The organism is Streptomyces sp. DH-12, from assembly GCF_002899455.1.
Taxonomy (GTDB): domain Bacteria; phylum Actinomycetota; class Actinomycetes; order Streptomycetales; family Streptomycetaceae; genus Streptomyces.
In genome coordinates this window covers 5,458,499-5,472,204 of sequence record NZ_PPFB01000001.1, presented here as the reverse complement: position 1 = coordinate 5,472,204, position 13,706 = coordinate 5,458,499, and the positions used below count along the sequence as shown (strand labels likewise).

Genomic DNA, 13,706 nt, shown 5'->3' with positions numbered 1-13,706 from the left:
TTCCTCCGGTCTTGACGGCGACATCGTGCGCGGCGGCACGCCGCACGGAGAGCCCCGGGCGGAGCCCTCGGCATTCGATACGGCTGCGGCACGCCCGGCGCTCAATCGCCCCGCCGGCCGGCCGGCCCGGTGACCGGAAGGGCGCGGCGGTCAGGTGACCATCCACGGATGCGCTCGTTCTGCTGAACGTGCAGTCACAGGATGTCGCCGCCCAGTCCCCCGCGTCCTCCGCCACGGCCGGGCCGGCCGTGGACGTCGAACAGGCCGAGGCCGCGCTCGTCGAGCACTATCCACGGCTCGTCCGGCTGGCCTACCTGGTGCTGCCGTCCCGCATGGGCCGCACCCGGCGGGTGCTCACCGCGCACGCCCTGGTCCAGCGGGCGCTGCCCCGGGGCCGGGCCGACGCGCCGCTGATCCCCGTCCAGAGCTCCGGCCGGGACGGCGACCCCGGTTACGCGCTGATCCGGCTCCAGGTGGTGCGCTCGGCGCTGGAGGCGGGCCTGCCGCTGCGCCGCCGGGGCCTGCCGAAGCGGGCCCAGTTGCCGCCGCTGCTGCCCCAGGTGTGGGGCCTGAAGGTGTTCCCGCGGCCGGGCGGCGCCGACGAACTCGCCCTGGACCAGCGGCTGTCGGCGCTGTCCGCCGCGGCCCGCGCCGCGCACGCCCTGCGCGGGTGGGAGGGGCTGCCGGACTGTGGCGTGCGCCGGGTGCTGGCCGCCGCGGGCGTCGCGGACCCGGACGCCGCGCTGGCGGAAGCCGACGGCATCCCGGACCCGTACCGGCTGCTCGACTCCTCCGAGTTCGACCCCTGTTCGCTGCAGGCCCGGCCGACGGACCTGCTGCGCCGCCGCCGGCATCTGCAAGCCGCGCTGGTCGGGGCGGCGGCGCTGGCGGTGTGCGGGGCGCTGCTGTCGCTGCCCGGGGACGGCTGGGGCGCCGACGGCCCGGCCGCTCCCCCGTACGCGCGGAACCCGGCCGCGCAGGCCGCCCTCGACCCCGCGCGGCTGACCCGGGTGCCCGCCACGGCGTGGAGGACGTCGGCGCGCACCGACTTCTCGGTGTGGCCGGCGCGCGGCGCCCTCGCCGGCGACCGGGCGCTGCTGCGCCGCGCACTCGCCGTCTGGGCCCGGCCGGGCGAGGGCGTCAAGGCGTCGGCGACCCCGGGCACCCCGTCCGGCGGGCCCGCCGGGCCGCCCCAACTGCTGTACGCGGGCACGGTGGACGCCGCTCGCGTGGTGGTCCTCTACGACGGCTGGCGTCTCGCCCGGTACGCCGAGCCGGAGGAGGGGGAGCGGGGCGCGGCCCTGGACCTGGCGCGGGTCGACGGAGCCGGGCGGGCCGGGGCGAGCGCGGTGGTGCTGAGCCGCTCGGACGGCAACGTCCGCTTCCTGGTGGCCCCGTGGGTGCGCGAGGCGGGCGAGCGGGATCTGCGCGCGCCGGGGTCGGCCCCCAGGGACCTCGCCCTGGAGGACGGGGTGACCGGGCCGTTCGTCTCCGGCCAGGGGCGGGAGCCGTGCACGGCGTGGAACGCGCTGGAGCTGACCGACGGCACCGGCGCCCGGCTGCTGACGGACCTGGGCGAGCTGGTCCCGGCGCGGCTGACCACCGGGCGTCCGGGTGAGGCGGAGGACGTGTCCGGGGCGAAGGCGCTGCGCACCTGGGCGCCGTACGCCTGCTCGCTGGCCGCGATGCGGTCGGCGGGCGTCCGCGGCGTCAACGCCTGGGCGTACGCGGAGCAGCCGCTGCCCGGCGGCGACGGCCGGGCGGAGTGGCTGTGCACCCGTGGGGAGACCTGGCGGGGCGCCGGGGCGCGGGTGCTGGCGCAGTTCCACTCGCCGGGCGCGCGGTACGGGGCGGTGGCGGCGCGCGCCGAGGACGTGCCGGCGTGCGGGGAGCGGCGGCCGGACGTGCTCGCCGGGGTGCTGTGGAAGTCCGCCGGCGGCACCTGGTACCTGCTCGCGGCCGGCAGCGACGGGGTGACGTCCGTGGAGGCCACGGGCGGCATCGAGGGGAGGGCACGGGACCGGATGCTGTCGGTGCGCGCGGAGAAGGGTGCGCGGGCCGACCTCAAGGGCACGCTGGAGGACGGGGGGGCGGTCGGCGGGTTGCGGTGAACCGGGGGAACACCGGTTCCCGCTCCGGCCCGTGGGAGGCCGGAACCGATCGGTAAGGTGTTCGCATGGGTACCGGGGTGCGTCGGAGGATGGGAGTCGAGGAGCGCCGGCAGCAGTTGATCGGCGTGGCTCTCGAACTGTTCAGCAAACGTTCCCCGGACCAGGTCTCGGTCGACGAGATAGCGTCCCGGGCGGGCATCTCGCGCCCGCTCGTCTACCACTACTTCCCCGGCAAACTCAGCCTGTACGAAGCCGCGTTGAGGCGTGCCGCGGAGGACCTGTCGTCCCGGTTCGCCGAGCCGCACGAGGGTCCGCTGGGCTCGCGCCTGCGGCGGGTGATGGCGCGTTTCTTCGACTTCGTGGAGGAGCACGGCCCCGGCTTCTCCGCCCTGATGCGCGGCGGCCCCGCCGTGGGCTCCTCCACCACCAACGCGCTGGTCGACTCGGTGCGGCAGGCCGCGTACGAGCAGATGCTGGCGCACATGGGCGTGGTGGGCCCGGCGCCGGCGCGGCTGGAGCTGGTGGTGCGCTCCTGGATCTCGCTCGTGGAGTCGACGGCGCTGATCTGGCTGGACGGGCGGCGGGTGCCGCGCGAGGAGCTGGAGACCAAGCTGGTGCAGGACTTCGCGGCGCTGGCCGCGGTCGCCGCCGCCCGGGACGAGGAACTCGCCACGCTGCTGCGGGGACTGGTCAAACAGGAGCCGGGCGAGGGCCCGTTCACGGACCTGGCCGCCCGGATGATCTCGCTGGCCGAGGAGTGAACCCGGGCGTGCGTGGGGGCTGGTCGTCGAGACGGCCGTCGGCACGGGCCGGCGCGAGCACGTCGAGACGCACGTCACCGGATCGCGGGAGGAGGCGCCGGCGGAGCCGGAACGGCGTGCCCGCGTCCACTCCCCCGCGCATCCGCTGAGCCCGGAGCGCCGTCGCCTGCTGCGCACCGGCGACGGGTTCCCGCTGGAGGTGGACGGGTCGTGGCAGTCGTTCGCCGCCCGGTCCACGGCGGCGGAGCTGCTGGAGGACTCCGCCGCACCGCACGAGCCGGGGCCGGCGGCCGAGGAGGACCCCGCGCCTCCCGGGCGCCCGAGCCGGCGCGGGAGGAACCGCCGCGGAAGCCTCCGCCGGCGCCGGGCGGGGAGGTCGCCGAGGACGGCGTCCCGGTGCGGCCGGCGTGGCTGTACCGCGACGGCCTGTCGTGACCGCCCGCTACTCCCCCTCGTACTTCCGGTAGGACGGGTCGAGGTCGCGGATCTCGGCGGAGGCGTGCAGCATCCGCCCGCCGGACGGCTTCACGTACTGCCGCAGCAGGTCCAGGACCGTCTCGGTGAGCCGGGCCTTGGTCTCGTCGGTGCGGCCGGCCAGCAGGGCGATGTGGACGTGCACCAGGGCGTGCCCGTCGGTGTCGGGGCCGACCACCGGGTCCTCGGTGCGCCGGAACCGCGTCTTGCACGCGGGCGGTTTCGCCGCAGCGATCTCCACGACGGCGGAGTGCAGGTCCCGCGCGAAGGCGGGCCGGTCGAAACCGTCCGCCAGGTTGTCCGAGTAGTCGACGGTGATCTGCGGCATGGGCCCTCCTGGTGCAGGTCAGGAGGGCCCACCCTAGCCGCAGCCGGTCAGCCGGTCATCCGGCGGTGAACACCGCGACCGTGCGGGCCGGCACGGTGAACGTGCCGGTCGCCTCGGCGTACGACGAGGTCTTCACGACCGCGTCCCCGCCCTCGGCCTGCACCGGGTGCAGGCGGTGTCCGGTCCCGGCGAGCGCCGCGACGCGCTGCTGCTGCCGCTCGGGCGTGGCGTTGAAGACCACGACCAGGTCGCCCAGCTTCATGGTGATCACGCCGGGCGTCTCGTCCTCGCCGGACAGCGGGAACGACAGCCGGGACTGCACCTGCTCCGCCGTGCCGAGGGAGAACGCCTTCTCCGTCGTACGGATCCGCAGCAGGTCCCGGTAGGCGGCCGAGGCGCCCTCGATCTGCGGGCAGCCCACGGTGACCGAGCCGAGCAGCGGCTCGGCGTACGGCCACTTGTCCTGGTTGTCGGCGGCCGGCGGCAGACCGCGGCCCATGCCGTTGCCGTCCGCGCAGTTCCAGTGGATGGCGTTGAACCAGTCGCCGCTGTCGTAGGAGTTGCGGTCCAGGGACTTGGAGCGCAGCAGGTCGGTGCCCGCCTGGGAGAGCGCCGGACCCTGGGAGAGGGCGGCGGTCGCCATGGCGAGGACCTGCATGCGGGCCCGGTCCGCGGCCGGGGTGTCCTTCGGCAGCTTGAAGGCGAGCGCGTCGAACAGCGTCTCGTTGTCGTGCGCGTCCGCGTAGGCGAGGGCGTCGCCGGGGGCGGCCGCGTAGCCGGCGGGGGCGCCGTTGTAGTCGACCTGGGAGCCCTTGACCCGCTTGCCGCTGGTGTCGGTGAAGGTGTAGTCGGCGAGGTTGCCGCTCAGGCCCACCTTGATCAGGTCCTGGTAGTGCAGCAGCCGGGCCTTCTGCTCGGCCGGGGTGCCGTTGGCCGCCGAGGAGTTGGGGTCGGTGTAGAGGCCGGAGGCGAAGCCCTGCACGCCGGGGTCCTCGTCGAAGGGGCCGCCGCCGCGCACGGCGTCGCGGGCCCGGTCGGAGAAGGTGGCGATGCCGGTGCCGACCATGTTCTGCTGCGTGGCCTGCTCGAAGCGGGCGTCGTCGGCGATCTCGCCGAAGTTCCAGCCCTCGCCGTACAGGATGATCTTCTTGCCGTCGACACCGTCCTTCGTCAGGGTGAGGGCGTCGAGGGCCTTGCGGACGGCGAGGATGTTGGCCTTCGGGTGGTGGCCCATGAGGTCGAAGCGGAAGCCGTCGACCTTGTACTCCTTGGCCCAGGTGACGACCGAGTCGACGACCAGCTTGCCCATCATGGCGTTCTCGGGAGCCGTGTTGGAGCAGCAGGTGCTGTCGGCGACGGAGCCGTCGGCGAGGAGTCGCTGGTAGTAGCCGGGGACGATCCGGTCCAGCACGGAGGTCTTCGCCTGACCGTGGGCGGCGGTGTGGTTGTAGACCACGTCCATCACCACGCGCAGGCCGTCCTCGTTGAGCGCCTTGACCATCTCGCGGAACTCGGCCGTGCGGGCGGTGCCGTCCGGGTCGGTGGCGTAGGAGCCCTCGGGGACGGTGTAGTGGTACGGGTCGTAGCCCCAGTTGTAGGCGTCCTTCGCGGCGGCCTTGGCGACGCACTCCTGCTGCTTCTCGGAGCCGGCCGGGTAGGAGGCGAGGTCGCAGTCGACGGTCGCCTGGTCCGACTTCCGCTCGGGGATGGTGGCGATGTCGAAGGCGGGCAGCAGGTGCACGTACGACGTGCCGGCCTGCGCCAGCTTCCGCAGGTGCCTGCTGCCGTCGCTGTCCTTGTCGGTGAAGGCCAGGTAGGTGCCCCGGTGCTTCGCCGTGCGGTCCTCGACGGAGAAGTCGCGGATGTGCAGCTCCTGGATCTGCGCGTCCTTCAGCGGCACCGCCTTCGGCTTGGTGTAGCTCTCCCAGCCGCGCGGCTTCAGGGACCGGTCGGCGAGGTCGACGACGAGGCTGCGCTCGGAGTCGGTGGTGAGGGCCGTCGCGTAGGGGTCGGTGACCTTGTTGGTGACGACCTCGCCCGCGGCGGGCGCCCACACGGTGACCGCGTACCGGTACGCCTCGCCCTTCCAGGAGGCGGGGCCGGTGACGGACCAGACGCCGGTGGCGTCGTCGCGGCGCATGGCGACGGTACGGCCGCCGATCTCCAGGGCGACCTTCCGCGCGGTCGGCGCCCAGACCGACAGGGTGGGCCGACTGTGGCGGAACACCGGGCCGAGCCGCGCCTTGGTGGCGCCGGCGGCGTAGAGGTCGTCGAGGACGCCGGCGATCTGCACGCCGGTGGCGGCGAGCACGGCGCCTCCCCCAGTGCCGAAAGCCTGGGAGGTACCCCCAGCGGCACGCTGGGTGGCGACGACCTGGCCGCGCAGGGCCTCGCGGACCCGGTCGCGGTCGCGCGGGTCGACGGTCCAGGCGGTGCCGTCGGCGAGGTGGGGGAACTCCGTTTTCTGGGCGTCGGTGAGGGCCGACTTCGTCAGGCGGAGCCAGCGGGCGTCGCCCGTGTCCAGCTTCCCGTCCCTGACCGCGACCGAGCCGGTGCGGGAGGCGAGGAGCTGGGTGGAGGCGGCCGCGGCGGAGCCGTCCCAGACGAGGGTGGAGCGGTCGATCCAGACCGCCTTGGAGGTGGTCAGGTCGAGGGCGGCCGCGGACCCGGCGGGCTGGGGCAGCAGGTACTCCTCCTGCCCGCTCACCAGCCACACCTCGTGGCCGTTCGCCCTGAGGTCGAGCGACTGGTCGGAGGGGAGGTCCTTCTCGTCGCCCTTGTGGAGGATGTAGCTGAGACTGGTGGCACCCTCGGCGAGCGGCACCTCGAAGACAGCGCCATAGGCATCAGTCTCCACCGGTTCCAGGGGCTTCGACCAGTCGGTGGGGTTCGCGGCGCCGGTCCAGGTGTGCAGCCCCCAGCCCTCGTAGTTCCCGTCGGCGCGGTGGTAGTGCAGGACGGCCTTGGTGGTGTCCTGCGCCGGGTACTCGGGCCGCTCGGTGGTGACGGTGTCGTCGCCCTGCCTGATCCAGACCTCGCCGGTGCGGGTCACGTCGATGGTGCGGTCGGTGGCGACGTCCTTGTCGCCGTCCTTGTCGACCACCAGGAAGCCGACGTCGGAGGCGCCCGGCTTCAGCTTGACCCAGGCGAAGGCGCCGTAGGCGTCGCGGCCGGTGAAGGCGTGGCCCGCCGGCCACTCGGTGGCCTCGCCGTCCGCGAGGTCGCCCCAGGCGTACAGGCTCCAGTCGTCGTAGTCGCCGTCGGGGCGCTGGTAGTGGACGATCGCGTAGTCGCGGGAGGCGGCGGTGGGCTCCTCCTCGGCCGGCGGGGCGCCGGCGCTGGAGGCGGCCAGGGCGCTCGCGGTGCGGCCGGCCGAGTCGATCACGACGGCCTTGTACCGCAGGGCGGTGCCGGCGGGGACGTCCGCGCCGATGGTGTGGGTGACCTTGTAGGGGGCGTGGTCGGCGGAGCCGAGCGTCTGCCACTCACCGTTGCCCGCCTGGGCGGCGAAGACGACCCGGTTGAGCTGACCCCCCCGGACGTCGGCGCTCAGCTCGACGGTGCCGGTGGCGCCCGCCTCGGGGGCCTTCAGGGTGAGCGCGGGCTTCGCCTCGGGCTTGCCGAGCGGGGCGGCGGCCTTCAGGACGATCGCCGAGCGGGCCGGGACGGAGACGGTGATCTTCCGGTCGGCGTCGCTGCGCACGGTCGCGTCGGTGCCGTGGATGCCCTTGAAGGTCGTCCGGGCGGAGCCGGTGGCGAAGGTGGCCTGCTTGGACTCGTCGGCGTTGTTGAAGGCGACGACGTACTCGGTGGTGTCCTTGCCGGTGGCGGTGCGGGAGAAGGCGTAGACGCCGGGGCCGTCGTCGGCGTACCGCTCCTGCTGGATGCCGTCGGTCAGCGCGGGGTGCGCCCTGCGGAGCTCGGCGAGGGCGCTGATCTGCCGGTAGAGCGGGGAGCGGGTGTCGTAGGCGTCCTCGGCGTGGGTGCGGCCGGTGCCGATCAGGTCGTCGTCGAGGTAGTCGGCGGTGCGGGACGCGAAGAGGGTCTGGCGGGCGTCCTTGTCGCCGCCGGCGCCGGTGAAGCCCTGCTCGTCGCCGTAGTAGACGACCGGGTTGCCGCGGCTGAGGAACATCAGCTCGTTGGCGAGCATGTCCCGCTTCAGCAGCTCCGCGTCGGACGCCTCCGGGTTGTCCTGCTTCAGGAACGTCCCCACGCGGCCCATGTCGTGGTTGCCGAGGAAGGTGACCTGCTCGTACGCGTTGGCCCTGCCGGTCGTGTACTTGTAGTCGTCACCGAAGACGGAGGCGAGCTTCTGGGCGCTGCCGCCCTGGGAGGCGTAGGAGCGGGCCGCCTCCTGGAAGGGGAAGTCGAGGGTGGCGTCGAGCCGGCCCTGCGTGACGTAGGGGGCGGTGACGTCCGTGTCGGAGGAGTACACCTCGCCGAACATGAAGAAGTCGTCCCGGCCGCGCTTCGCCGCGTAGGCGTCGAGGGCGGTGGCCCACTGGGTCCAGAACTCCATGTTGACGTGCTTCACGGTGTCGATCCGGAAGCCGTCGATGTCGAAGTCCTTCACCCACCGCTGGTAGATCTTCTCCATGCCGTCGACGACCTCGGGACGCTCGGTCCACAGGTCGTCGAGCCCGGAGAAGTCGCCGTACTCGGAGGACTCGCCGGCGAAGGTGGAGTCGCCGCGGTTGTGGTACATCGCCGGGTCGTTGAGCCAGGACGGCACCTTGAGCCGCTTCTTCGCGGCGGGCACCACGGGGGTGCGCGGGAAGGTGCCGGCGTCCACGCGCGGGAACCTCTTCGCGCCGTCCGCGTAGTCGGCGTCGTCGAAGGGCACGCCGTCCTTCGTCAGGTACGGGAAGGCGCCCTTGGAGAGGTAGTCGTAGGACTTCTCCTCGTAGTCGATGACGTCGGCGGTGTGGTTGGTGATGACGTCGAAGAAGACCTTCATGCCCTTGGCGTGGGCCTTGTCGATGAGGGTCTCGAGGTCCTCGTTGGTCCCGAAGTGCGGGTCGACCTGGGTGAAGTCGGTGATCCAGTACCCGTGGTAGCCGGCGGAGGCGTCCTTGCCGGTCCCCTGCACGGGCTGGTTCTTGAAGATCGGCGCCATCCAGATGGCGGTGGTGCCGAGCCCCTTGATGTAGTCGAGCTTCTGGGTGAGGCCCTTGAGGTCGCCGCCCTGGTAGAAGCCCTTGTCGGTGGGGTCGTACCCGTGGGTGAGGCGCGAACCGGTCAGTCCGCCCCGGTCGTTCCTCGTGTCCCCGTTGGCGAAACGGTCCGGCAGGACGAAGTAGAACTGCTCCCGCGTCAGGTCGTGCCGCGCCGGGGAGGCGGCGAGCTTCGCGTCCGACGGGGGCGCGGGCGGGGTGGCGGCTCGGGCGGCGACCGGCTGCACCAGCGCTGCGGCGAGCGCGGCCACCGTGACGGCGGCGACGCGGCGGCCTCTCGCGGTGCGGCGCCCCGGGGACGCGGGCCATCTGGGTATCAAGGCGTGAACTCCTTGCGCTTACGGCTCATTGGGTCCGACCCCACGCCCCGGCAGGGGTTGTTTCGGCCACATCACCGGAGCGTCGGCGTGACCGTACCGTCGTTGAAAGCCTTACAGCAAGGGTTGTGAAAGCACCGGAAAGGAATTGCACGGGAATGCCGGTCGCACCACCGGCCGTGAACGGCGGCGCGACCGGCGGGGATTCAGCAGGACGACTTGCCCGCGTACACGGCGAGGGCCGTGCGGGCGCCCAGCGTCGCGGTGAGCTGTCCCGAACCGTTCACCGTCACCGGCTTGCCGCTCTGCACGTCGCAGTACGTGCCCGCCGGGAGGGAGGTCTGGTAGGTGCGGGTCAGGGAGCCGGACTCGTGGTTGATCGCCACGAAGCCCTTGCCGCCCCGGCCGAAGGCGATGGCGTCGCCGCCGTTGTCCCACCAGTCGGTGACGGCCTGGCCGCGGGTGGCGTTGCGGAAGCCGACCATGGACCTGATCTCGGGCCAGTTGTGCTGGCACTTCCAGCCGCTCTGCCAGCAGGCGTCCACCCGGCCGCCGTTGGGCGGTCCGGCGTCGTGGTTCGTGAACTCGTAGCCGGAGTTGATGTCCGGGGCGCCGTAGGGCCAGGCCAGCATGAAGACGTTGGCCAGGGTGTAGGCGGCGTTGTCCTTGTAGCTGAGCGTGGAGCCGTTGCGCTCGGTGTCGTGGTTGTCGACGAAGACGCCGGCGGAGCCGCTCCTCAGGTAGCCCCAGCCCTCGCCGTAGTTCTTCAGGTAGGCGAGGTTCTCGTTGTGGAAGACCCGCTTGAGGTCGTAGGCGTAGCGGAACTCCTGGACGTCGCCGGTGCCGGTGTACTCGGTGGGCTGGACGGCTTCGCCGGCGCCGTGGATGACCTCCTGCTTCCAGTAGGCGGAGGGGTTGGTCAGGCGCGACTTGATGTTGGCGAGGTCGGCGGCGGGGATGTGCTTGGCCGCGTCGATGCGGAAGCCGTCCACGCCGAGGGAGAGCAGGTCGTTCATGTACCCGGCGATGGTCCTGCGGACGTACTCCTCGCCGGTGTCGAGGTCGGCCAGGCCGACCAGTTCGCAGTTCTGGACGTTCCAGCGGTCGCCGTAGTTGTTGATCTCCGAGGTGCAGTTGTCGAAGTCGTGGGAGGAGTACAGGCCCGGATAGTCGTACTTCGTGTACGACGAGCCGCCGGTGCCCGTGCCGTTGCCGGCGGACATGTGGTTGATGACGGTGTCGGCGACGACCTTCACGCCGGCCGCGTGACACGTGTCCACCATGTTCTTGAAGGCGGCGCGGTCACCGAGGCGTCCGGCGATCCTGTAGCTCACCGGCTGGTACGAGGTCCACCACTGGGAGCCCTGTATGTGCTCGGCGGGCGGGGAGACCTGCACGTAGCCGTAGCCCGCGGGGCCGAGGGTGGTGGTGCACTCACGGGCGACCGAGGCGAAGTTCCACTCGAAGAGGACGGCCGTGACGTCCTTGGTGCCGGGCGGGGAGGCCTCCGCCGCCGTCGGGGTCATGACAACCGAGGCGGCCGCGAGGGCGGCGATCCCGGCGAGGGTTCTGCGTGCCATGTGGGGTTCCTTCTTCATCGAAGGGTGTGGGGATACCGGCGAGGCTGCTTGAAGCTTCTTGCAGAAAGGTTCAGCAACCTTGCGGCAACGCAGATGTTAGAGGCCCGCCACCCGAAAGGGCAGCGGGCCGTACCAACTTGAAGGAAAAAAGTTGCGGGGCGTACGACCGTCAGGCCGTCGTCCACCACACGGTCGTGTCGGCCCCGACGACGGCCTCGCCGCCCTTCTCCTCCACCTCGCCGCTGGTGATCAGCACCCGCCCGTACGCGGGCACGGTCACCGGCTCACCCGTGGTGTTGGCGACGCACACGAAGTCCCCGCGCCGGAAGGCGAGCACGCCCTCGGGCGTGGCCAGCCACTCCACCGCGTCGCCCGCGCCCAGGTCCGCCTGCTCCCGGCGCACCGCCAGCGCCGAGCGGTACATCTCCAGGGTCGAGCCCGGCCGGCCGGTCTGCGCCTCGACGCTCAGCTCGCCCCAGCCCTCCGGCTGCGGCAGCCAGCTGCCGCCGTCGCCGAAGCCGTACGACGACCCCTCGCGGGTCCACGGGATCGGCACCCGGCAGCCGTCGCGGTAGCCGTCCTGGCCCGCGCCCCGGAAGTACGCCGGGTCCTGGCGCACCTCGTCCGGCAGGTCCACGACGTCCGGCAGGCCCAGCTCCTCGCCCTGGTAGACGTAGGCCGAGCCGGGCAGCGCCAGCATCAGCAGCGTCGCCGCGCGGGCGCGGCGCAGGCCCAGCTCACGGTCGCCGGCCTCACGGATCTGGGTGCCGAGGCCGGGCGGGTTGGCGAAGCGGGTGGCGTGCCGGGTGACGTCGTGGTTGGAGAGCACCCAGGTGGCCGGGGCCCCGACCGGGCGCATCGAGTCCAGGGTGCGGTCGATGACCTCGCGCAGCTCCGCCGCGTCCCAGTGGCTCGCCAGGTACTGGAAGTTGAACGCCTGGTGCAGCTCGTCCGGGCGGACGTAGTTGGCGGTGCGCTCCACGGTCGGCGTCCACGCCTCGGCGACGAAGATCCTCTCACCGGAGTACTCGTCGAGGATCAGACGCCACTGCCGGTAGATGTCGTGCACGCCGTCCTGGTCGAAGAACGGGGTGACATCGTTGCCCAGCATCCGCAGCTCGTCGTGGGAGCCCAGGTCGGGCAGTCCCTCGGCCTTCACCATGCCGTGGGCGACGTCGATGCGGAAGCCGTCCACGCCCATGTCCAGCCAGAAGCGCAGGATGGAGCGGAACTCGTCGCCGACCGCCGGGTGCTCCCAGTTGAAGTCGGGCTGCTCGGGCGCGAAGAGGTGCAGGTACCACTCGCCGGGCGTGCCGTCGGGCTCGGTGACCCGGGTCCAGGCGGGGCCGCCGAAGATCGACTCCCAGTCGTTGGGCGGGAGCTCGCCGTTCTCGCCCTTGCCGGGGCGGAAGTGGTAGCGCTCGCGCAGCGGCGAGCCGGGGCCCTCGGCGAGGGCGCGCTTGAACCACTCGTGCTGGTCGGAGGAGTGGTTGGGCACCAGGTCGACGATGATCCGCAGGCCCAGCGCGTGGGCGTCGCGGATCAGCGCGTCCGCGTCCAGCAGGGTGCCGAACATCGGGTCGACGGCGCGGTAGTCGGCGACGTCGTAACCGGCGTCGGCCTGCGGGGAGGCGTAGAAGGGGCTCAGCCACACGGCGTCCACACCGAGATCGCGCAGGTACGGCAGACGGGAGCGGATGCCTTCCAGGTCGCCCATGCCGTCGCCGTTGCTGTCGGCGAAGCTGCGCGGGTACACCTGGTAGATCACCGCGTCCCGCCACCAGTCACGGCGCCGCGCGACGGTGGCGACGGCCGAGTCGGTCGTGGGGGTCGGGGCCGGGGCGGCGGAGTGCTGGCTCATGTCGTCCTTGATACGAGTTCGGGCAGGGAAGCGAGTGGGGGCGGGCGGCGAAACGAGGCGGCCGCGATGACAGCGGGGTCGGATGGCCACGCGGCCGCCTCGGACCCGGGAAGGGGCGCGGGGAACTGCGCGACCAGCCACGACGAAGCCGCAGCCGGCCGGCGGCAGTCACCCCGAACGGCGTTACCCCTTGGTGCCACCGGCCGTGAGACCGGCGACGAGGTTCTTCTGCACGAGATAGAAGAACGCGGACACAGGTATCGCGATCAGCACAGCCGTCGCGGCCATCAGATTCCGCTGAGCATCGTGCTCACTCACGAAACTCTGCAGACCCACCGCCAGCGTGTACTTCTTGTCGTCGAGCATGAACGTCGTGGCGAAGGCGACCTCGCCGAACGCGGTGATGAAGCTGTAGAACGCGGCGACCGCGAGTCCCGGCTTGGCGAGCGGCAGGATCAGCCGCGCGAACGTGCCGAACGGGGTCAGTCCGTCGACGCGTCCCGCCTCGTCGATCTCGAACGGGATGGTGTCGAAATAGCCCTTCATCAGCCAGGCGCAGTACGGCACCGCCGTGGAGCAGTACACGAGGATCAGGCCGAGGTAGCTGTCGATGAGCTGCAGGTCCGACAGGATCTGGTACATCGGCACCATCAGCACGGCCACCGGGAACATCTGGGTGACCAGCAGCACCCACATGAACTTCCTGTAGCCCGGGAAGCGCATGCGGGAGACCGCGTAACCGGTGGTGGCGGCGACCAGGACGCCGATGACCGTCGTGCCGAGCGACACGATCAGCGAGCTCTTCAGCCAGTCGAAGAAGTTCGTGTTCTGCAGCACGAACGAGTAGTTGTCCAGTGTCATTTTGCCCCAGATCCCGCCGGGACGCAGATAGTCGTCCTTGTCGGGGCCGAGGGACAGGAACACCAGCCAGGCGACCGGGAACAGCGCGATCAGGCTGGCCACGATCAGGATGCCGTGGGAGGTGAGACGGCCCAGGGGGCTGACCTCACCGCGCCGGCGGCCCTTGCGGGGCGCGGCGGGCACCGCGCCGGCGGGCCGGCCGGCCTCGGCGGTGGGGAGGGTCGAGGTGCTCATGAAGA

General features: G+C 72.1%; 7 protein-coding genes. 2 read left to right on the top strand and 5 right to left on the bottom strand.

Features of this window, described 5'->3' with window-relative positions; all coding sequences use genetic code 11:
• Positions 1-188 precede the first annotated feature (188 nt).
• Both C1708_RS23525 and C1708_RS23520 read left to right on the top strand, forming a co-directional pair.
• The gene (locus C1708_RS23525; RefSeq protein WP_106414529.1) at positions 189-2,111 is read left to right on the top strand and encodes a hypothetical protein; all 1,923 of its coding nucleotides are present in this window, start codon (positions 189-191) and stop codon (positions 2,109-2,111) included.
• A gap of 65 nt (positions 2,112-2,176) precedes the next feature.
• A complete protein-coding gene (locus tag C1708_RS23520; RefSeq protein ID WP_106414528.1) occupies positions 2,177-2,872 on the top strand; it encodes a TetR/AcrR family transcriptional regulator in 696 nt (231 codons plus the stop codon).
• 442 nt (positions 2,873-3,314) lie between these two features.
• Here the strand turns inward: C1708_RS23520 and C1708_RS23510 are convergent, their stop codons facing one another.
• From C1708_RS23510 to C1708_RS23490, 5 genes are all read right to left on the bottom strand, one after another.
• A complete protein-coding gene (locus tag C1708_RS23510) occupies positions 3,315-3,674 on the bottom strand; it encodes a 5-carboxymethyl-2-hydroxymuconate Delta-isomerase (protein ID WP_106414527.1) in 360 nt (119 codons plus the stop codon).
• Between the two features lie 55 nt (positions 3,675-3,729).
• Positions 3,730-9,168 carry a pullulanase-type alpha-1,6-glucosidase gene (gene pulA / locus C1708_RS23505; protein WP_106414526.1) on the bottom strand — a complete coding sequence of 1,813 codons (5,439 nt, stop codon included), beginning with the start codon at positions 9,166-9,168 and terminating at the stop codon, positions 3,730-3,732.
• Between the two features lie 203 nt (positions 9,169-9,371).
• A complete protein-coding gene (locus C1708_RS23500; protein ID WP_106414525.1) occupies positions 9,372-10,745 on the bottom strand; it encodes an alpha-amylase in 1,374 nt (457 codons plus the stop codon).
• A gap of 169 nt (positions 10,746-10,914) precedes the next feature.
• Positions 10,915-12,606 carry a glycoside hydrolase family 13 protein gene (locus C1708_RS23495; protein ID WP_106414524.1) on the bottom strand — a complete coding sequence of 564 codons (1,692 nt, stop codon included), beginning with the start codon at positions 12,604-12,606 and terminating at the stop codon, positions 10,915-10,917.
• Between the two features lie 183 nt (positions 12,607-12,789).
• Positions 12,790-13,701 (bottom strand): sugar ABC transporter permease, encoded by a 912-nt coding sequence (locus tag C1708_RS23490; protein ID WP_106414523.1) that lies wholly within the window; start codon positions 13,699-13,701, stop codon positions 12,790-12,792.
• Between the last annotated feature and the right edge of the window lie 5 nt (positions 13,702-13,706).

Coding starts and splice junctions, on each gene's coding strand:
- C1708_RS23520 (WP_106414528.1), top strand. CDS start 2,177: ATGGGTACCGGGGTGCGTCGGAGGATGGGAGTCGAGGAGCGCCGGCAG.
- C1708_RS23510 (WP_106414527.1), bottom strand. CDS start 3,674: ATGCCGCAGATCACCGTCGACTACTCGGACAACCTGGCGGACGGTTTC.
- C1708_RS23500 (WP_106414525.1), bottom strand. CDS start 10,745: ATGGCACGCAGAACCCTCGCCGGGATCGCCGCCCTCGCGGCCGCCTCG.
- C1708_RS23495 (WP_106414524.1), bottom strand. CDS start 12,606: ATGAGCCAGCACTCCGCCGCCCCGGCCCCGACCCCCACGACCGACTCG.
- C1708_RS23490 (WP_106414523.1), bottom strand. CDS start 13,701: ATGAGCACCTCGACCCTCCCCACCGCCGAGGCCGGCCGGCCCGCCGGC.